Origin of the sequence: Rhizobium sp. BE258, from assembly GCF_031457345.1 — a bacterium.
Classification (GTDB): domain Bacteria; phylum Pseudomonadota; class Alphaproteobacteria; order Rhizobiales; family Rhizobiaceae; genus Rhizobium.
In genome coordinates this window covers 116,930-136,916 of the sequence record NZ_JAVDWL010000003.1, presented here as the reverse complement: position 1 = coordinate 136,916, position 19,987 = coordinate 116,930, and the positions used below count along the sequence as shown (strand labels likewise).

The window sequence follows — 19,987 nt, the reverse complement described above, 5'->3', positions numbered from 1 at the left end:
GCTTATGCTGCGCCGCACCCTTAAGCGTCGCGCCCATCCATGTTACGGAAGAATGACAAACGGAACGAAGGGACTGGCACACACGCATGGCAGCGCGGCAACGCATCATTCCGGTCAGGCGCGAATATAACCGCTGGGTCGCCAACCAGACGCTGGAAGACTACGCGCTGCGCTTCACCGCAAAGAGCGCCCGGCAATTCTCCTCGCAGCGCATCTCGCAGACGGCGATCGGCGCCATCTCCTTCCTGGCGCTGGAGGCGATCGGCGGCGCGATCACGCTGTCCTACGGCACGACCAACGCCTTCTACGCCATCATCGTCGCCTCGATCGCCATGCTCGCCATCGGCCTGCCAATCAGCCGCTATGCCATCCGCCATGGCGTCGATATCGATCTGCTGACCCGCGGCGCGAGCTTCGGCTATATCGGCTCGACCATCACCTCGCTGATCTATGCGAGCTTCACCTTCATGCTCTTCGCCATCGAGGCGTCGATCATGTCCGGCGCGCTGGAGCTGACGCTCGGTATCCCCCTCTGGATCGGCTACATCATCAGCGCCGTCATGGTGATCCCGCTGGTCACACACGGCGTCAAGCTGATCAGCCGCTTCCAGCTGGTGACCCAACCCTTCTAGATCGTGCTGAACATTCTGCCGTTCATCTTCATCGCCTTTCTCGACTGGGAGAAGTTCGATGTCTGGCGCGCCTTCGCCGGCATCCGCCATGCCTCGGGACCGCCGGGCACCATCGCCGATTTCAACCTCGTGGAGTTCGGCGCCGCCTCGGCCGTCATCCTGGCGCTGATGTCGCAGATCGGCGAACAGGCCGACTTCCTGCGCTTCCTGCCGCCGGATGGGCAGCGAAAGTGGCGCCATCGCCTCGCCGTCTTCCTCGCCGGTCCCGGCTGGGTGATCATCGGCGCGCCGAAGCTGCTGGCCGGTTCCTTCCTCGTCGTCCTGACCTTCACGGCTGGCGTGCCTGTCGATCGAGCCGCCGATCCGGCGCAGATGTATCTGACCGCCTTCGGCTACATGATCCCCTGGCACAATGCCGCGCTGCTGCTGATGGCCGCCTTCGTCGTCGTCTCGCAGCTGAAGATCAACGTGATGAACGCCTATGCCGGCTCGCTCGCCTGGTCGAACTTCTTCTCGCGCCTGACGCACAGCCATCCGGGCCGCGTCATCTGGCTGATCTTCAATGTCGCCATCGCCCTGCTGCTGATGGAACTCGGCATCTACAAGCTGCTTGAGGAAACGCTCGGCATCTTCTCGATCATCGCCATGGCCTGGCTCTGCACCATCTCCGCCGATCTCTTCATCAACAAGCCGCTCGGCCTTGCCCCTCCGGGCATCGAGTTCAAGCGCGCCCATCTCTACGACATCAACCCGGTCGGCCTCGGCGCCATGACACTGTCGGCGACCGTGGCACTCATCGCCCATTTCGGCGCTTTCGGGGCGATCGCAGCCTCGCTGGCGCCCTATATCACGCTGGTCATTTCGCTCATCGCCTCGCCGCTGATCGCCTGGGGCACCAAGGGCAAATACTATCTGGCCCGCAAGCCGCGCCATAGCTGGAAGAACCTGACCAGCATCACCTGCTCGGTCTGCGAACATCCCTTCGAGCCCGAGGACATGGCCTGGTGCCCGGCCTATGCCGCGCCGATCTGCTCGCTCTGCTGCTCGCTCGACAGCCGCTGCCACGACATGTGCAAGCCGAACGCCCGGCTGAATGCGCAGATCGGCACCGTCGCCAAGGCGCTGTTGCCCGAAACGGTGATCGAAAAGCTCACCACTCGCCTGGGCCGTTACGGCATCGCCGTCGTGCTGGCGCTGACTGCCGTCGGCGCAATCCTGGCGATGATCGCCCATCAGGTGGCCTCCGCATCGCCGGAGACATCAGAGGTCGTCAACCGCACGATCCTGATCGTCTTCTTCGTCTTCGCCGTCATCGCCGGCGTCGTCTGCTGGTTCTATGTGCTCGCCCATGACAGCCGCGTCGTCGCGGAAGAAGAATCCTCACGCCAGAACACGCTGCTGCTCAAGGAAATCGCCGCCCACAAGAAGACCGATGCAGCACTGCAGAATGCCAAGGAAACCGCAGAAGCTGCAAACCGCGCCAAGAGCCGCTATGTCGTGGGCCTTAGCCACGAATTGCGCACGCCGCTGAATGCCGTTCTCGGCTATGCCCAGATCCTCGAGCGCGACGAAACCATCCCGGCGCCGCGCCAATCCTCGATCAAGGTGATCCGCCGCTCGGCCGAGCACCTCTCCGGCCTGATCGACGGGCTACTGGATATCTCCAAGATCGAGGCCGGGCGCCTGCAGGTCTATTCCAACGAGATCAACATCCAGGATTTCCTCGACCAGATCGTCGACATGTTCCGGCCGCAGGCACAGGCGAAAGGCCTCACCTTCCATCACTATCGCTCGCCCTCACTGCCGCAATTCGTGCGCACCGACGAGAAGCGGCTGCGCCAGATTCTCGTCAACCTGCTGTCGAACGCCATCAAGTTCACCGACGAGGGCACGGTGACCTTCGACATCGGCTATCGCAGCCAGGTCGCCACCTTCACGGTGTCGGATACCGGCCGCGGCATCGCGGAGAAGGATATCAGCCGCATCTACGAACCGTTCCAACGCGGCGAAGCCGAAAGCATCCGGCCGATGCCGGGGCTCGGCCTCGGGTTGACCATCACCCGGCTCCTGACCAACACGCTCGGCGGCGAAATCTCGGTCGAGAGCGAGAAGGACAAGGGCTCGACCTTCCGCGTCCGTCTGATGCTCTCGGCGGTGACACGCGAAATCGTCGCCCCGCCACAGGAAAAGAAGATCGTCAGTTATGACGGCCCGCGCCGCACGATCGTCGTCGTCGATGACAACGAGGATCACCGCGAGATGATGCGGGAAATCCTGGCGCCGCTCGATTTCGTGGTGCTGACGGCGGCGAGCGGGCCGGACTGCGTGACGCTGATCGAGGGTATCAAGCCGGACCTCTTCTTGGTCGACATCTCCATGCCCGGCATGAGCGGCTGGCAGCTCGCGTCGCGCCTGCGCGAAAGCGGCCAGACGTCACCGATCCTGATGCTCTCGGCCAATATCGGCGATGCCGCGGCGACAGCCGAAAGCGACGACAGCCATAACGACGCGATCGGCAAACCCGTCGATATCAAGCAGCTGCGCGACAAGCTTGCTTTGCATCTCGGCCTCAAATGGACCTATGCCGACAGCGCCCCGCCGCCTGCAGCGCCAGCCAGGCCGCCGCTCGTCAGCCCGGGTGCGGCCCATATCGAGGAACTGATGCGCCTTTGCGAAATCGGCTACATCAGGGGTATCGAAGCCAAGCTCAATGACCTTGCCAAGGACGAAGCAAATCAGCCATTTACCGATGAACTGCGAGCCTATGTCGGCGCCTTCGATCTCGACGGCTTCATGACCTTCCTGCACGGCTTCGACGAAAAGGTAGAGACCATTGGCTGACACGGCCCATCCCCGCGATATCGTCCTGCTTGTCGATGATTCCCCGGAGGCGCTCGGCTTCCTGACCGATGCGCTGGAACAGTCGGGCTTCTCCGTGCTGATCGCCACGTCGGGGACGGCGGCACTCAACATCGTCGAGCGCATCACCCCCGATCTCATCCTGCTCGACGCCGTCATGCCCATCATGGATGGCTTCGAGACCTGCCGCAAATTGAAGGCGAATGCCGCAGTCGGCCAGGTGCCGGTCATCTTCATGACCGGGCTTACGGAGACCGAGCATGTCGTCCATGCACTGGAATCGGGCGGCGTCGACTATCTGACCAAGCCGATCAATATCGACGAACTGCGCGCCCGCATCCGCGTCCACCTGCGCAATGCCCGCTCGGCCCAGAGCGCCCGCGTCGCCCTCGACGCCGCCGGCCGCCATCTGCTGGCGGTCAAGGGCAATGGCGCCATCCACTGGTCCACCCCGCAAGCCACCCGCCTCGTCAACGCCGCCATGGGCAGCGACGACGGCATGGAGGTGGTAACGGCGCATATCGCCGCCTGGATGAAGGACCGCATGGGAAGCGGCCGCGACACCGCCTTCTCGGTCACCCACGCCGGCCAGCCCGTGCTGCAGCTCGCCTTCCTCGGCACCATCGGTCCCGACGAATACCTCTTCCGCCTCACCGCCGTCAGCCAGCGCAGCGACGACGCTGTGCTGCGCCAGCATTTTTCGCTGACCCAGCGGGAGTCGGAAGTGCTGCTCTGGATCGCCAAGGGCAAGGCGAACCGGGATATCGGTGAGATTCTCGGGCTCTCGGCGCGGACGGTGAACAAGCATCTCGAGCAGATCTATGTGAAGCTTGGGGTGGAGAACCGGGCATCTGCTGCGGTGAAGGCGGCGCATGTTTTGCATGAGGCGTGATGTGGAGGTGGCTTGAGCTTCGCGGCTCCGAGCAAGTCCGCCCCCCTGCCCTGCCGGGCATCTCCCCCACAGGTGGGGAGATGACTCGTGGCTGCCGCTCGCTCATACCTCACACCGCAGCCGCCGCCCAAACCTCCCTCATTCCCGTGCTTGTCACAGGAATCCAGTGCGCCCCAGTCCTGGGGCGCGGGAGACTTCTTCAATAGAGAAATGAGTCATTCACCGCGCAGACGCGCGGTGGCTGGATTCCTGTGACAAGCACAGGAATGAGGGTGCGCGTGGATTAGCTGCAGAAAGCCATTGGCGCTGCAACGTCAATGCCAGCGTGATGCGAGCAGCTGCCCCAGCCAATCTCCCCACCTTTGGGGGAGATGCCCGGCAGGGCAGAGGGGGGCGAACTTGCTCAGGTAGAAAAGACCACCCTCACACCACCCGATCCGCCGGCTCCCGGCCCTCGAAGAACGCGGCGACATTCTCTACCACCTTCATCCCCATCGCCGTGCGTGTCTCCTCGGTAGCACTGCCGAGATGCGGCAGCAGCACCACATTCTCCATCGCCTTCAGCGCCTCCGGCACCTGCGGCTCCGCCTCGTAGACATCGAGCCCTGCCCCACGGATCGTCCCGTCCCGCAAGGCCGCAACCAGCGCCGCCTCGTCCACCACGTCGCCGCGCGCCGTGTTGATCAGGAACGCACCCTTCTTCATCGCCGCGAAGCGCGCCGCGTTCATCAGGTGCCGGTTCTCGGCTCCACCCGGGCAATGCAGCGAGACGAAATCGGCGGCCGCAAGCACGTCCTCGACGGCCGCGAGCTGGCGCGCGCCGTATCGGGCGGCTTCGGCCTCATCGACCTTGGAGCGATTGTAGAACACCACATCCATGCCGAAGCCGAAATGGCAGCGCTGGGCGAAGGCCTTGCCGATACGGCCGAAGCCGATGATGCCGACGGTCTTGCCGGAGACCTTGGTGCCGATCATGTGGGTCGGGCACCAGCCCTTCCATTCGTTGGCGCGCACCTGCCGATCACCCTCGCCGCCACGGCGGGCGACATCGAGCAGCAGCAGCATGGCAATATCGGCGGTGCAATCGGTCAGAACGCCCGGCGTGTTGGTGACGGCAATACCCTTGGCCTTGGCGGACGCGATATCGATGTGATTGTAGCCGACACCAAAATTGCCGAGGATTTTCGTACGGATCTCGCCCTCGAAGACGGATGCCGGCAGCTTGTCGGAGACGGTCGGCAGCACCGCGTCATAATCGGCCAGCGCCTGGCGCAGCTGATCGGCGGTCATCGGCACGTCAGCTTCGTTGAGGGTAACCTCGAAACGTTCGGCGAGTGCCGCCTCGGCGGCAGCGGGCCAGCGGCGGGTGACGAGAATGCGCGGTCGGGACATGATGAGCTTCCGTTCTAGATCCAGGCGAGGCTCAAGACCTAGCCCATCACACCTGGATTGAAAACGTCACTCCGCCGCGAAACCGTCGCCAAGAACAAAGAAGCCCGGTCGAAACCGGGCTTCCTCTAAACGGTCGGAACCGTGCAAGCGATGCTTACTTCGCAGCCTGCGGGAAGTAGCTGTACTTGCCGTCCGGGCCCTTCTTCCATTCGTACATGATGTAGCCCGGGAGCTTCGGGTCGCCCTTTTCATCGAAGGACATTTCGCCGAGAACGGTCGGGAACGGACCCTTTTCCTTCATCGCCTTTGCAACGGCTTCCGGATCGTTAGAGCCAGCGGCTTTTGCAGCGCCTGCGATCGACTGCATCGCAGCGTAGGAGTAGAGGGTGTAGGCTTCCGGGTTGAAGCCGGCAGCCTTGAACTTCTCGACGAGGTCCTTGTTGGCCGGGTTCAGCGTCGGATCCGGGCCGAAGGTGTTCAGCGTACCTTCAACAGCGTCGCCAGCGATCGAAGCCAGTTCGTTCGAAACGATACCGTCACCCGATACGAGCGTTGCCTTCAGGCCCTGGTCCTTTGCCTGGCGGATGATGAGACCAGCTTCGGTGTGGAGACCACCCCAATAGATGATCGAAACGCCGGCTTCCTTCATCTTGGCGATGAGGGCCGAGAAGTCCTTGTCGCCGACATTGATGCCTTCGTACACGACTTCGGTGATACCAGCGGCGTTCATAGCCTTCTTGGTTTCGTCAGCGAGACCTTGGCCGTAAGGCGTCTTGTCGTGAACGACAGCGATCTTGGCGTCCTTGAAGTGGTCGGCAAGATACTTGCCGGCAATCGCGCCCTGCTGGTCGTCACGGCCGCAAGTACGGAACGTGTTCCACAGACCACGCTCGGTGAACTGCGGGTTCGTAGCAGCCGGGGTGATTTCGAGGATGCCGTTTTCAGCGTAAACTTCAGAAGCCGGGATGGAAACGCCCGAGTTGAAGTGACCGACAACGAACTTGACGCCGTCAGCAACGAACTTGTTCGCTACCGAGATGCCCTGCTTCGGGTCGGAGACGTCGTCGCCGAGCTCGACCTTGATCTGCTCGCCATTGATGCCGCCAGCAGCGTTGATATCAGCGGCTGCCTGTTCGGCACCCTTCTGAAGCTGTGCACCGAACGCAGCGTTCGGGCCCGTCAGCGGACCACCAACACCAACAAGCAGGTCAGCCCGCGCAGCGCCGCTGAAAGCGACCATCGCGGAAAGAGCTACTGCTGACAGAAGATACTTCTTCATGTTTTTACTCCCAATTTTTGGGCGGGTTCCGGTCCTAGACCCAGCGCATTACCCACCATCGTTTGCGCCGGGAAGCTGTTCCTCTCTGGGGGCATGAACCGGTGGCGTTGTGCCTTGCCGGCCATGAGCCATGCCCTTCGATTTCTTATCAGTGGCGGATTTCCGTTTTAAGTCCAAGACTTCCGGGTACCGCCGCTGAGGCAATTCATGCCTAGTTTCAACGGGCTGTCAATGTTTGTTCTTCCACGAGAAGGCGGAAGTTTTTTCGTACAGCCAGTAATAGTTGTTGACCATCTGATTGGTGCGGCGGAAGCGGAAGCCGGCCGTCGAGAAGACGAGCAGCAGCACGAAATCGATGATGTAGAAGAAGGCGCTCAGCATCGGGCCGTTGAACAGCGCGTGATGCAGGAACTGCATCACCCAGGCGAGCAGGAAGGTATAGGCGATCACCAGCGGGTAATCGCTCCAGCCTTCGGCCGCGGCCTTGCCGGCGCGCCACGCGGTCCAGAAACCGATGAGCATGACGAGCGCGCGGATAACCGTCCTGACGCCCATGTCCGGTTCGAAGAAAAGTCCCTGCATATCAAAGTCTCCCTTCTGCCCGGATCAATGCCGCCCGCCTTCGAGATAGGCGGCACGGACTTCGGGATTGGCAAGCAGTTCCTTGCCGGAACCGCTCATCGTCACCTTGCCGTTCACCATCACGTAGGCGCGATGCGAAAGCTTGAGGGCAGCAAATGCGTTCTGCTCGACGAGGAAGACCGTCAGGCCTTCGGTTTCGTTGAGCTTCTTGATCGCCTCGAAAATTCCCTTGACGATCAGCGGCGCCAGGCCAAGCGACGGCTCGTCGAGAAGCAGAAGCTTCGGACGGGCCATCAGCGCGCGGCCGATCGACAGCATCTGCTGCTCACCGCCCGAAAGCGTGCCGCCGCGCTGCGTCTGGCGCTCCTTGAGGCGCGGGAACATCACGAAGATCTTCTCGAGGTCCTCATGGAAATATTTCAGGTTATCCAGACCCGCGCCCATCTGGAGGTTTTCCAGAACGGTCATGCGCGGGAAAATCCGGCGTCCCTCGGGCGACTGGGCGATACGCAGGCGCGCGATCTCGTGGGTCGGCATCTTGGTGATGTCGCGGCCCTCGAAAATGATCGAGCCGGTCCGCGCCTGCGGGCTGCCGCAGATCGTCATCATCAGCGTCGACTTGCCGGCGCCGTTGGCGCCGATCAGGCTGACGATTTCACCCTTCTTGACTTCGACATCGATGCCGGCGAGAGCGCGGATATTGCCGTAATAGGTCTCGACACCCTGAACACTAAGAAGCTGTTCCCCAGCCATCAGAATGCGCCCCCTTCTACGGTCGCGATGACCTCTTCAACTTCTTCGTCTTCGACACCGAGATAGGCCGCAATGACCTTCGGGTCGTTCTTCACATGATCGGGCGTACCGTCGGAGATCTTCTGGCCGTATTCGAGAACGACGACGTGGTCGGAAATTTCCATGACCACCGACATGTCGTGCTCGATGAGTAGGATCGAGGTTCCGGTATCGGCGCGGATGCTACGCAGCAGCTCGTTGAGTGCCAGCGATTCACGCGGGTTGAGACCCGCCGCGGGTTCGTCGAGGCAGAGCAGTTCCGGACCGGTGCACATCGCACGGGCGATTTCCAGGCGGCGCTGGGCGCCGTAGGGCAGATCGCCTGCCGGATCGTCGGCGCGATCGGTCAGATCGGCCTTGTCCAGCCAGTAGCGTGCAAGCTCGATCGAGGCAGCCGCTTCCTTCTTGTAGCTGCCGATGCCGAGCAGGCCGAGGATCGTGTAGCCGGACGCCTTCATCAGCTTGTTGTGCTGGGCGACGAGCAGGTTTTCCAGAACCGTCAGACCCGAGAACAGACGAATGTTCTGGAAGGTACGGGCGACCTTGGCTTCCTTGGTGATGCGGAAATCCGGAAGGCGCTCGAGCAGATACTGCTTTCCGCTCTTCTGGTTCATGGTGATCATGCCCATCGTCGGCTTGTAGAAGCCGGTGATGCAGTTGAACACCGTGGTCTTGCCTGCGCCGTTCGGGCCAATCAGGGCGGTGATGTCGCCGCGCTTGGCTTCGAAGGACAGATCGTTGATGGCCATCAGGCCACCGAACTTCATCGACAGGTGCTCGACCTTGAGCAGGGTATCGTTGGACATTGTTTCTACAGGGCTCATCAGCCGTGGCCCTCCTTGGTGAAGCTTCCGGATACCGCCTTGCGCTCCTTGAGGAAGGCGGTCGGTTCACGCGAGCCGACGAAACCGCGCGGCTTGAAGAGCATGACCACGACCATGGCGAGGCCGAAGAGCAGCATGCGGTAGAGTTCCGGCGTGAAATCGGGACCGAAGACGACCTTCAGGAAGTCCATTTCGCGCAGCACTTCCGTGCCGCCGACCATGACAACCGCGGCAATCGCGATACCCGTCAGCGAGCCCATGCCGCCGAGGACGACGATGGCGAGGATGACGGCCGATTCCAGGAACACGAAGGATTCAGGCGAGACGAAGCCCTGGCGCGCTGCGAAGAACGAGCCGGCGAAGCCGCCGAACATGGCGCCTGTCGCAAAGGCGGTGAGCTTGGTCGTCACCGTGTTGATGCCGAGCGAGCGGCAGGCAATTTCGTCTTCGCGCAGAGCTTCCCAGGCGCGGCCGATCGGCATGCGGCGAAGCCGGATGGTCACGTAAGCCGTGACCAGGCAGAGTGCCAGGATCAGATAGAACAGGAAGATCTTGTAATAGGCAGACGACATCGGCAGGCCGAGCAGCTTGGCAAAGCCGCCGGCGGACGCATCGAACGGAATGCCGAACAGCGTTGCCTTCGGAATGCCGGAGATGCCGAACGTTCCCTTCGTGACATCGGTCCAGTTGATCAGCACCAGACGGATGATTTCACCGAAAGCGAGCGTCACGATGGCAAGATAGTCGCCGCGCAGACGCAGGACCGGGAAGCCGAGGATGATGCCCCAGAGAGCGGCAAAGATGCCAGACAGCGGCAGCAGCACCCAGAAAGACAGGCCGAAATAGCTGGAGAGCAGCGCATAGGAATAGGCGCCGACAGCGTAGAAGGCGACATAGCCGAGGTCGAGAAGACCGGCGAGGCCGACGACGATGTTCAGACCCCAGGCGAGCATCACGTAGATGAGGATCTGGATACCGAAGTTGTCGACCCACTTCAGCGAGCCCTGCGCACCGACGAGCGCGTAGATCACAACAGGGTAAAGCAGCAGGGCAACCAGCGCGATCTTCAGGAAGTGCGTGTGGAAGAAGCTCTTTTCCGTCGAGATATCGAGCTCGCCCTGCTTTGCCTTGGCAAGCTTGCGGCGATTGATGTTCGGCTGGATGAAGACGACCATGACGAAGCGGCCGATGGCGGCGATTGCGACGAAGATCGCAAGCAGGCCCCAGCGCTGGACGATGATCAGTTCGTTGTTGATGTTCTGCTGCGTGCCGAGACCGACATAGAGAACGAACAGGCCGAGCGAGACGAGACCGGTGAAGAAAGCTTCACGGATACCCTTCTGGACAAGCCCGGCCTCGGGCTTGCCTGCGGAAGTTTCAATGTTTGCCATGACGATTATACCTTCTCGACTTCCGGCCGTCCGAGAATACCGGTCGGCTTGAAGATCAGGACGAAAGCCAGGATCGCGAAGGTCGCGACGTCCTTGTAGGCGATGGTGAAGTAGGCGGACCAGAGCGACTCGATGAGACCGATCAGCAGACCGCCGAACACTGCGCCCGGCAGCGAACCGATACCGCCGAGAACGGCAGCCGTGAACGCCTTGACGCCTGGGGTGAAGCCATCGGTGAACGAGGCGACACCGTAATACATCAGGTACATCGTACCGGCGACGGCAGCGAGTGCGGCGCCCATGATGAAGGTGATGGAAATCGTCTGGTCGACATTGACGCCGAGCAGAGCGGCCATCTTGCGGTCCTGCTCCGTCGCGCGCTGGGCGCGTCCGAGCGCCGTGCGGTTGACGAGGTACCAGAAGCCCGCGAGCAGCACGACCGTGATGACGATGATGATGATCTGCTTGAGCGAAACCGAGATGCCGCCAATATCGTAGACCGAAGTGACCAGCGGCGGGATCGGCTTGTTGCGCGGGCCCTGCGTCACCTGGATGAAGTTCGAAAGCGTGATCGACATGCCGATCGCGGTGATCAGCGGCGCCAGGCGGAACGAACCGCGCAGCGGACGGTATGCAACTCGCTCGATCGTCCAATTCCACAAACTCGTCATCAGCATCGCAACAACAAGCATCGCCAGCAGAAGAACTGCTACCGGAAGACCTGCGAAAATGGATGTGAGAACGAGAAAGACGATAAGAGCAGCGAAACCACCAAGCATGAAGACATCGCCATGGGCGAAATTGATCATGCCGACAATGCCGTAAACCATCGTATAGCCAATAGCGACCAGACCATAGATGGATCCAAGAGTCAGCCCATTGAAGAGCTGCTGGATAAAGTACTCCATATGTCATTTCCCCTGGATGCGAACCAACATGGCTGCATCTCTTTTTGGTTAGGGCTCCGCTTTTAAATCGAAACCTCGTAGCCGCATGCATAGCGCTTTCAGGGAAAATGTGAAGACAAAAAGGCTGCGCTGAATCAGATTCTTGCTCAAACGGACGCAAATGGCGCGTTACGGATCAATTTCCACACTAAAAAGGCATTATATGACAAAAATTTAGCCAGAAACGGCCTGTGGATTAACCATTGCCGCGCTTTTGTGATCCGGCACCGGTTCCGGCCAACGAAAGCTATTCCACAAAAATGGAATTCGAAGCAAATTCCGACCGCGCGGCTGACGATTGGGTGAAAACCATTCCGCTGCCTGTCTTCTTTCATAGCGGTTTTCGGCGGCGTGCAAAAGTCTGGCCTCAATCTTATATTTAAAGTTATATTCGACGCTTCGCCGGGGCCCTTCCCGGTTCGAAAGATTCTGAAACGTGATGTTGCCGACATTCGAAAATGCAGCTCTCGAAGCAGGGCGGAAGATCATCGAGATTTTCCGTGCGGGCTATCACGTCTCGACCAAGGCCGATGAGACGCCGGTAACGCTGGCCGACCACGAAGCCGAAAAGATCATTCTCGCGCATCTCACCAGGGAATATCCTGACATTCCCGTCATTGCCGAAGAATCGGTGGCTGCAGGCCATATTCCTGATATCGGGGATAAGCCGTTTTTCCTCGTCGATCCACTGGATGGCACGCGTGAGTTCGTCGACAAGCGCAAGGAATTCACGGTCAACATCGCCTATATCGAGAATGGCATTCCGGTCGCGGGCATCGTCTATGCCCCGGCGCTGGGCGTCGCCTTTGCCGGCGAATCGGGCAGCGCCGTAAAACTCCATGTCAGCGCAGACTTCACGGTCGACGGGCGCGAAACCGTCACCGTCCGCGACGAGCCGGAACACCGGCTGGCGCTGGCAAGCCGGTGCCACAACAGCCCGGCGACCGACAGCTTTCTGGCCAAGCACGACATTTCAGAATGCACCAATATCGGTTCGTCGCTGAAATTCTGCCTGCTGGCCGAGGGCAAGGCGGATGTCTATCCGCGCTTCACCCGGACGATGGAATGGGACACGGCGGCGGGCGATGCCGTTTTGCGCGCCGCTGGCGGCACGACCCTGACGCTCGACGGGCTGCCGCTGACCTACGGCAAGATCGGCCGAAAGGGTGAGCCTGACTTCGTCAATCCGGATTTCATTTCCTGGGGAAGCCGGAAGCGCGCGCTTCGCCGCGCATAACAGGACAAGAATCAGCTTGAACATCAACGGCGGCAGCGGGCCTTCGTCCCCGGCCGCTACAGCGGATCTAAGATCGGCAGCACCCGACGCCCCGGCGCAATGGAGATTGCTGCATGTCCGAGATCACCGCCAATCTTGCCCTCCCCTATATTCTACCCTCCCAGGCACAGAAGCATGTGACGCATAACGAGGCGCTACAGATTATCGATGCCGTCATCCAGCTGACGATCACAAGCGAAGCCTCGGCACCGCCCGAAGCGCCGGAAGAAGGCAGCTGCTATCTGATCGCAACAGACGCGGCAGGGATCTGGGCCGGGAAACAGGGAAGGCTGGTTTTCCGCCAGGACGGCGCCTGGCTCTATATCGCGCCGCGCGAGGGCTGGCGGGCGTATTTTGCCGCCACCGGAAAATTCCGGATTTTGGTCGATGGCACCTGGAGCGATATTGCCCCACCGCCCTCCAGCCTGCCGCTTCTCGGATTGAACGCGACAGCCGATCTGCAAAACCGCCTCGCCATCTCCTCCCCTGCCAGCCTTTTCAATCACGAAGGCCATGGTCATCAGGTAAAGGTCAACAAGGCGTCGGCCGGCGACACGGCGTCGCTTCTCTTCCAGTCCAACTGGTCGGGTCGTGCAGAAATGGGGCTCGCAGGCGATGACGAGTTCTCGATCAAGGTGAGCGGCGATGGCGCGGCATGGGAGACGGCCCTGGCGATTGCCGCCGGCGGCATCGTCAGGACACCGGCGCGCCCGGTCGTACGCGCTTCTCTTGCTGCGGGGACCTCGACCCCAGCCAGTAACACCCGCACCGGCTTCAATGCCATCCATGCGCAGCAGGGTGGGTTCGCCTTGGGCGCCGCGGTGCCATCCGGCACCGGCAACAGATTGATCGTCCCGGCTTCCGGCCTCTACCTGCTGTTTCTCTCCGTCAGCACGCTGACCTCATCGGCCTATGGCGCACGGCTGGAAGCGAACGGCAGCACCGCACTTGCAACCGTTGCCGGTGTCACCACCACCGCGGCAGCACGCCAGACGGCGTTCGGCCTCGCTCAGCTGACCGCCGGAGACTGGCTGTCGATCGTGCATACAGGAACGGCGCAATATGAATTCGGCGCCGGAAAGACGGAGATCAGCGCCATCCTGCTCTGAAGGTCAGAGCAACCGGTAACGCAGCGCCCGGGCAACGGCCTGCATGCGGTTGACCGAATCGAGCTTGCGCATGGCGCTCTTCAGGTAGCCGACGACGGTATGCGAGGAGAGATCGAGAATGATGGCGATCTCGTCGCTGCTCTTGCCGGCCGCAGACCAGCGCAGACATTCGATTTCGCGCCGCGTCAGGCTTTCCGCCGGGCCCACTTCATCGCGATTGGCGCTGCTGAAGCGGTCGAGCGCCTGCATCGCCGAGAAAAAAAGTGCCATCTGCTCTTCCTGCTGCAGCGCGGGCCGCGAACCGGAAAATGCAAAAATGTATTGTTTTAGATCAGCGTCATGTAGCGAAAAGCCGAAAGTTGCCTGCAATCCATGCATCTGGAAGGCGGCGTTCAACCGGCGGTTTTCTAGATTGGCGGCAGCGCCGCCAAAGGTTCCCGCATTGCAATATACTGGCACGATCGTCTGCTTCAGAGCATTGACGAGTTCGCTGCAGTAAAACATGTCCGCGCCCTCGTATAGATTGACGAGGGTCTGCGGCCAGTTGCTTGCGACCCGGTTTTCAACGAAGCCCGTCGCATCGCCGCGCGGAAACGAGGCAAGCAGGAAAAAATCGAAGCCCGCGTCCTTGGTCATGCGCTCAAGACTGCGCTTGAACTCGATCTTCAGATCGCCCTGGCGCGTGGTGGTGGAAAGCGAAAAAGCGTTATCGTCTACGCAGTTACGCACTGCGCGTTCCCGTCTCGTCATCGATTTTTTCCTCAATCGCGACCTGCGGTCCGTCCCCGCTCCAGCAGGCCGTTGAAGGCGCCGGACAACAGCAAGAGCACAGCGAGGCTCCGCGTCGCAGTCGACGGAAGCTTTCGGCGTGATTCTATGACTGAATGCTGCGAGAAGAACGGAGACGAGGTCTAGCGCTCATTCGTAATGTTGCAGCGCTTATAAATCTTCCCGCGAAATATAGATATTATTTATTACGCATGGGAGCCATGCACCGGGCTCAAATTTACGTAAGGGAAGTTCGGCCGGAGGTGGGTAGCTCCGGCACTTAAAGTTGTTATCAAATTCTTACGACCGGTTTAGGCAATTTTTAAATGTGACGGGCTAGAGTGACGTTTGTGGTCTTGAGTTGTGTAGAGAGTCCCAATGACCGAAATGATACGACCCCGAGTAAAATATGTCATCGGCCCCGATGGCAGCCCGCTTACGATTGCGGATCTACCGCCGCCGAATACAAGGCGCTGGGTTATCCGCCGCAAGGCTGAGGTTGTCGCGGCTGTGCGCGGTGGCCTGTTGAGCTTGGAAGAAGCGTGTGAGCGTTACACGCTTACCGTAGAAGAGTTCCTGTCCTGGCAGTCGTCGATCAGCAGTCACGGCCTGGCCGGCCTGCGCACGACGCGTATCCAGCAGTACCGTCACTAATCGCCTTTTGGCACCAAGTTCATTTCGGGCCGGACGCATTCCCCTTCAAGGAATGCAGAAGGCCCGAAATTATTGTTGAGGCCGCATAACACCAGAGGCCCGGCTGCGTAAAAGCATCCGCCAGCCCTGTGGTCTTCGCCGCAGCAATGACGATCGCCACCAGAAGCACGTCCATCATTGACCACTTGGACAGGTAAGGAACGGCGTGACGATAAAACCAGCTGCCGGTTCCGCCACCGGCCGCTGTTGCCTCCACCGCCAGGCCGATCATCTTGCAAACCGGCAGAACGATCGAGACCAGGGCCACGATCGCCGCAAGCAGCATGTCGCCGCCGCTCCAGAGCGATCCCACGATCCCGATCAGCGACGGCGTCTCATCGAAAAAATAGAGCTTCTCGAAGCGGATCAGCGGCAGGACCAGCCCGAGCGCCAGAAAGAAAGGCGCCGCGACCAGCAGCACGGGCTTCAGCAGCGCCAATTTCACCATCAAGCCTTCTCCGTTGAACACTGCGTCGCCCCCGCTCCGGCTTGTAGGCCCCTGCCCGCCATGCCACGTTCGGGCAACGCATCTCTTTCGGAGGACAATAGAATGGATATCCGCAACGAAGAAAATGCCTCGGGCGGCCGTTATGTCGTTGATGTCGAGGGGCATGAGGCCGAGATGACCTATTCCCGCACCTCGCCGAAGCTCATCATCATCGATCACACCGGCGTCCCCGACGCATTGCGCGGCAAAGGCGCCGGTCAGGCGCTAGCGCTGCACGCCGTCGAGGAAGCCCGCAAGGGCGGCTGGAAGATCTTTGCGCTTTGCCCGTTCTTCAAGGCACAGTCGCAGCGCCACGACGAATGGCGCGACGTGGTGAACTGAGAAACAAAAAACACGAAAAGCCACGTATGACGGACCTTGCCCGTCATACGTGGCTTTTTCTTCGGCGATTCCCCAGGACGCCAGGCGGCGTCCATCGCCAGACCGTTACGCCCGGGCGCGAATCGCGCCGTCGCGCTCCTCGAGGGCGGCTGCACGGGCATATTCTGCCTGCATCTCCTCGAGCGCCTGTTCCAGAGCCTCTTCCTGCATCTTCAACTCCTTGATGGAGACCTGAAGATTGTCGGCACGCTGACGTGCGGCCTTGGCGAAGGTCGGGTAGGCGAAATGATTCGGGTCGGAAATGCCGGACTTCTTCTCTTCGACGACGATCTGGCTCTCCAGATCCTTCGTCATCCGTTCGAATTCAGACATCATCATCTGCAATTGCTGCAGCTGACGTCGTTTTTCGTTCACCTGAAATTCCTTCAGGCGAACTAGGCTCTCACGCGACTTCATACGCATTACTCCAGTGATGCGAGATCCCGGCTTTACTAAAACTGCCCCTTGCGCACCGCTTTGAGACGGTCTGCCCAAAAAATTTCCGTCGGTATTAACAAAAACCTACCGCTGGTAACCTTTCGTTTACGGGCATCGTTAATGATAGGTCCGATGATTTAAGGCTCGGTAAACATCACTACGCGATTTCCGAAACCTTTTCATTGCTGAGTCGAATGAATCGCTTAGCGGCCGTTCTTAATGTAAAAGTTAAGGAATCGGTCTTGCGAATTCTCGTTGGAAAACAGCGGAATGGACAAAATATTTAATAAATTCGTTACCTCTTGCCAGAGTGGAATAGAATTTGTTAACCATTTCGTGGCAGCTTCCAAATCACGCAGTGACATATTTCGGTATCGCGTAGGGGGCCAGACCACCTTTCGGCGGCGGTAAAGGGGATAATAATGCGGGTACTACTGATTGAAGACGACAGCGCGACCGCGCAGAGCATCGAACTGATGCTCAAGTCCGAAAGTTTTAACGTCTACACCACCGATCTCGGTGAAGAAGGCGTCGACCTCGGCAAACTGTATGATTACGACATCATCCTTCTCGATTTGAACCTTCCCGACATGTCCGGATATGAAGTGCTGCGCACTCTCCGCCTGTCCAAGGTCAAGACACCGATCCTCATCCTCTCGGGTATGGCGGGCATCGAAGACAAGGTCCGCGGTCTCGGCTTCGGCGCCGACGACTACATGACCAAGCCGTTCCACAAGGACGAGCTCGTCGCCCGCATCCACGCCATCGTCCGCCGTTCGAAGGGCCATGCCCAGTCGGTCATCATGACGGGCGAACTGATCGTCAATCTCGACGCCAAGACCGTCGAAGTCGGCGGCCAGCGCGTTCACCTGACGGGCAAGGAATACCAGATGCTGGAGCTGCTTTCGCTCCGCAAGGGCACGACGCTCACCAAGGAAATGTTCCTGAACCACCTTTATGGTGGCATGGACGAGCCGGAACTGAAGATCATCGACGTCTTCATCTGCAAGCTGCGCAAGAAGCTCGCCAATGCTGCCGGCGGCGCCAACTACATCGAAACCGTCTGGGGCCGTGGCTACGTGCTGCGCGAGCCGGATGGTGCCGAATACGCCGAAAGCGCCTGATACCGCATTTCCCCTTTTGCCAAATTCAAAATCCCGCCTTCAAGGCGGGATTTTTTCGTTTGCGGCCTGCTGTTCTCCCGATCGCCTGTCGCCCCGCATCATTCCGGCCAAGTGCCGGAGAGTGCTAGCTTATTAGACGCGCGAAAATGCCCGGGACGGGCCCCGGGCATTGCATCTGGAACTTCAAATGGATGGGATCTCTACGCGGCGATCGCGCGGTTGCCGAAAACGGCGGTCAGGATCTTGCGGTCGAACGGCTTCAGCAGGAAGTCAGTTGCCCCTGCCCGCTTGCCGGCCATCAGCTTCTTCAGGTCGGCTTCGATGACGCAGTAATAGATCTTGACCTCTTTGCCACCATCCATGGCGCGGATGGTGGTGATCAGCTCAAGCGCACCTTCCATGCCGGAATCGACGATCAGGTAGTCGGGAAGTTCTATCTGGCAGGCAGACAGGGCTTCGGCGGCATTTGCCGCCTCGCCTACCAGGAAATCGAGCTCGGAAAGGATACGCTTGCCGACCTTGCGAACGACGTCCGAACTGTCGGTGATCATGAAACGCTGCATCACTGCTCCTTCGCCCCACTTCTGTCCCGGTGGCGCTTCCTCAGCCCGAAAGGATAGGTCGATTAGGCTAAGGAAGTGTTACCCGGAAAGAGACAATGCGCAGTCATGCAACCATAAGCTTAGGCCGCAACGGTTTCGGCTGTAAAAATAATCTCTTCGCCGGTTGCGCTGTGGCCGAGTTCCATGCCGCATTCGTCGGCCAGAAGAACGGTGTAATAGGGCTGGATCGAATGGGCATCGACCGCTTCTTCGATGTTGCCCGAGGCAATCTCGACGAATTTCGGCGGCAGGCGCATCAGCTTGCCCTTGGCGACGATCTTGAATTTCGCGTCGAATTCCGGATTTTCGAGCGTCACTTCCAGCGAGCCGCCGCGCGGGATCGAGGAATAGGCGACCAGCAGCAGATTGAGCAGCAGCTTGACGCGGTTCTTGGCGACGATGGCGCGCGGACCGATCCAGGTGATCTCGGTCTTCTTTTCAGCCGCCGCGAAATCCTTGGCGGCGCGTTCTGCCTCGCCGGTATCGATCGAGGCGCCGACGGAGCCTGAAGCACCGAAAGCGAGACGAGCGAACTTGAGACGCACAGAGGCATTCAGCGCACTGGTGCGGATCAGATCCATGGCGTCGGCATCGGCACCGCCCTCGTCGAGCAGCTCCAGACCGTTGTTGATTGCGCCGACAGGCGAGATGACGTCATGGCAGACGCGGCTGCAGAGCAGCGCGGCAAGATCCGGGCCGGTCAAAGTCAGATTGGGGTTCTTGGACATCATCGTCTCCTAATGGCGGTCAATTCATTCCGCCATATCTTGCCTGATCAAAATTGCACGAAGTTTGCGCCCGTACTCGGCGCCATAATGACACCATATTTGGTAAACCGATTGTTAAGGCGATCGGAGCAAAATGTATCAATTGCCGGAAACGGCTCATTGAACCGACCATGATGAACGGATGACACCATGCACCTTCAATCCCCAGGAAGATTTATGGGCTTCTGCCGGCTGCTTGTCGCGCTGACCATCTCTGCATTTATGCTCTCTTCGCAACAGGCTGCGGCCCAGCAGGCCAATAGCAGCCAGTACACGGTCCAGGAAATCGTCGACGCCGGACACTCCTTCTTCGGCTCCACCAGCGGTGGCCTTGCCAAGGTGATCGAAGCCGCCTTCCAGAAATACGGCCTGCCGAACGGCTACATTCTCGGACAGGAAGGCTCCGGCGCCTTCATCGCCGGCCTCACCTATGGCGAAGGACAGCTGAACACCAAGAACGCAGGCGAGCATCCGCTCTACTGGCAGGGTCCGTCGCTCGGCATCGACTACGGCGGCCAGGGCTCGCGCGTCATGATGCTGGTCTATGACCTGCCGTCTATCGACAGCATCTATGCCCGCTTCGGCGGTGTCAGCGGCCAGGCCTATGTCATTGCCGGCTTCGGCATGACGCTGCTCAAGAACAATAACGTTCTCGTCGTGCCGATCCGCACCGGCGTCGGCGCCCGTCTCGGCGTCAATGTCGGCTATCTCAAGATCACCCCCGGCCCGACCTGGAACCCCTTCTGATATGG

General features: G+C 60.1%; 19 protein-coding genes and 1 pseudogene. 8 read left to right on the top strand and 12 right to left on the bottom strand.

What is annotated here, in order from left to right; all coding sequences use genetic code 11:
* Window positions 1–86 precede the first annotated feature (86 nt).
* Both J2X43_RS11140 and J2X43_RS11135 read left to right on the top strand, forming a co-directional pair.
* Window positions 87–3,473 (top strand): annotated as a pseudogene (locus tag J2X43_RS11140) (ATP-binding protein).
* Window positions 3,466–4,383 (top strand): response regulator transcription factor, encoded by a 918-nt coding sequence (locus J2X43_RS11135; RefSeq protein WP_310293970.1) that lies wholly within the window; start codon window positions 3,466–3,468, stop codon window positions 4,381–4,383. The pseudogene J2X43_RS11140 and the gene J2X43_RS11135 overlap by 8 nt, the downstream one beginning before the upstream one ends.
* A gap of 423 nt (window positions 4,384–4,806) precedes the next feature.
* Here J2X43_RS11135 and J2X43_RS11130 read toward each other — a convergent pair whose 3' ends face one another.
* The 7 genes from J2X43_RS11130 to J2X43_RS11100 all read right to left on the bottom strand — a co-directional run bounded on the left by J2X43_RS11130 (window position 4,807) and on the right by J2X43_RS11100 (window position 11,551).
* Complete coding sequence (locus J2X43_RS11130; RefSeq protein ID WP_310293968.1) at window positions 4,807–5,775, bottom strand: D-glycerate dehydrogenase; 969 nt, start codon at window positions 5,773–5,775, stop codon at window positions 4,807–4,809.
* A gap of 154 nt (window positions 5,776–5,929) precedes the next feature.
* Window positions 5,930–7,054: a branched-chain amino acid ABC transporter substrate-binding protein gene (locus J2X43_RS11125; RefSeq protein ID WP_112390415.1), complete on the bottom strand. Its 1,125-nt coding sequence runs from the start codon at window positions 7,052–7,054 to the stop codon at window positions 5,930–5,932.
* Window positions 7,055–7,282: 228 nt separating this feature from the next.
* A complete protein-coding gene (locus J2X43_RS11120; RefSeq protein WP_112390414.1) occupies window positions 7,283–7,636 on the bottom strand; it encodes a DUF6867 family protein in 354 nt (117 codons plus the stop codon).
* 24 nt (window positions 7,637–7,660) lie between these two features.
* A complete protein-coding gene (locus tag J2X43_RS11115; protein ID WP_112390413.1) occupies window positions 7,661–8,389 on the bottom strand; it encodes an ABC transporter ATP-binding protein in 729 nt (242 codons plus the stop codon).
* Complete coding sequence (locus tag J2X43_RS11110) at window positions 8,389–9,252, bottom strand: ABC transporter ATP-binding protein (RefSeq protein ID WP_112390412.1); 864 nt, start codon at window positions 9,250–9,252, stop codon at window positions 8,389–8,391. Before J2X43_RS11110 ends, J2X43_RS11115 begins: the two co-directional genes overlap by 1 nt.
* On the bottom strand, window positions 9,252–10,643 hold the full coding sequence (gene livM, locus J2X43_RS11105; RefSeq protein ID WP_112516336.1) for a high-affinity branched-chain amino acid ABC transporter permease LivM: 1,392 nt from the start codon (window positions 10,641–10,643) through the stop codon (window positions 9,252–9,254). The genes J2X43_RS11110 and livM overlap by 1 nt, the downstream gene beginning before the upstream one ends.
* A 5-nt stretch (window positions 10,644–10,648) precedes the next feature.
* Window positions 10,649–11,551 carry a branched-chain amino acid ABC transporter permease gene (locus J2X43_RS11100; RefSeq protein ID WP_112390410.1) on the bottom strand — a complete coding sequence of 301 codons (903 nt, stop codon included), beginning with the start codon at window positions 11,549–11,551 and terminating at the stop codon, window positions 10,649–10,651.
* Between the two features lie 478 nt (window positions 11,552–12,029).
* Between J2X43_RS11100 and cysQ the strand changes: the two genes are divergently transcribed.
* Window positions 12,030–12,827, top strand: coding sequence for a 3'(2'),5'-bisphosphate nucleotidase CysQ (gene cysQ, locus J2X43_RS11095; protein WP_310293965.1), 798 nt, complete (start codon window positions 12,030–12,032; stop codon window positions 12,825–12,827).
* 113 nt (window positions 12,828–12,940) lie between these two features.
* The gene (locus J2X43_RS11090; RefSeq protein WP_310293963.1) at window positions 12,941–13,975 is read left to right on the top strand and encodes a DUF2793 domain-containing protein; all 1,035 of its coding nucleotides are present in this window, start codon (window positions 12,941–12,943) and stop codon (window positions 13,973–13,975) included.
* A 3-nt stretch (window positions 13,976–13,978) separates the two neighbouring features.
* Here J2X43_RS11090 and J2X43_RS11085 read toward each other — a convergent pair whose 3' ends face one another.
* Entirely contained in the window at window positions 13,979–14,725 is a 747-nt protein-coding gene (locus J2X43_RS11085; RefSeq protein ID WP_310293961.1) for a LuxR C-terminal-related transcriptional regulator, read from the bottom strand.
* Window positions 14,726–15,121: 396 nt separating this feature from the next.
* Between J2X43_RS11085 and J2X43_RS11080 the strand changes: the two genes are divergently transcribed.
* On the top strand, window positions 15,122–15,397 hold the full coding sequence (locus J2X43_RS11080; protein ID WP_034476390.1) for a DUF1153 domain-containing protein: 276 nt from the start codon (window positions 15,122–15,124) through the stop codon (window positions 15,395–15,397).
* 19 nt (window positions 15,398–15,416) lie between these two features.
* On the opposite strand, the gene J2X43_RS11075 is transcribed toward J2X43_RS11080, so the two are convergent.
* A complete protein-coding gene (locus J2X43_RS11075) occupies window positions 15,417–15,884 on the bottom strand; it encodes a paraquat-inducible protein A (protein WP_112516332.1) in 468 nt (155 codons plus the stop codon).
* A gap of 102 nt (window positions 15,885–15,986) precedes the next feature.
* Here J2X43_RS11075 and J2X43_RS11070 point away from each other — a divergent pair, with 102 nt between their 5' ends.
* Complete coding sequence (locus tag J2X43_RS11070) at window positions 15,987–16,265, top strand: GNAT family N-acetyltransferase (protein WP_310293958.1); 279 nt, start codon at window positions 15,987–15,989, stop codon at window positions 16,263–16,265.
* A 105-nt stretch (window positions 16,266–16,370) separates the two neighbouring features.
* Here J2X43_RS11070 and J2X43_RS11065 read toward each other — a convergent pair whose 3' ends face one another.
* Window positions 16,371–16,721: a flagellar export protein FliJ gene (locus J2X43_RS11065; RefSeq protein ID WP_112390402.1), complete on the bottom strand. Its 351-nt coding sequence runs from the start codon at window positions 16,719–16,721 to the stop codon at window positions 16,371–16,373.
* Between the two features lie 443 nt (window positions 16,722–17,164).
* Here J2X43_RS11065 and ctrA point away from each other — a divergent pair, with 443 nt between their 5' ends.
* Window positions 17,165–17,866, top strand: coding sequence for a response regulator transcription factor CtrA (ctrA, locus tag J2X43_RS11060; protein WP_112390401.1), 702 nt, complete (start codon window positions 17,165–17,167; stop codon window positions 17,864–17,866).
* Window positions 17,867–18,066: 200 nt separating this feature from the next.
* On the opposite strand, the gene J2X43_RS11055 is transcribed toward ctrA, so the two are convergent.
* Window positions 18,067–18,429 carry a response regulator gene (locus J2X43_RS11055; protein ID WP_112390400.1) on the bottom strand — a complete coding sequence of 121 codons (363 nt, stop codon included), beginning with the start codon at window positions 18,427–18,429 and terminating at the stop codon, window positions 18,067–18,069.
* Window positions 18,430–18,548: 119 nt separating this feature from the next.
* A complete protein-coding gene (gene chpT / locus J2X43_RS11050) occupies window positions 18,549–19,196 on the bottom strand; it encodes a histidine phosphotransferase ChpT (RefSeq protein ID WP_112445871.1) in 648 nt (215 codons plus the stop codon).
* Between the two features lie 189 nt (window positions 19,197–19,385).
* Here chpT and J2X43_RS11045 point away from each other — a divergent pair, with 189 nt between their 5' ends.
* Window positions 19,386–19,982, top strand: a complete 597-nt coding sequence (locus J2X43_RS11045) for a DUF1134 domain-containing protein (RefSeq protein ID WP_112516328.1) — start codon at window positions 19,386–19,388, stop codon at window positions 19,980–19,982.
* Window positions 19,983–19,987: the final 5 nt, after the last annotated feature.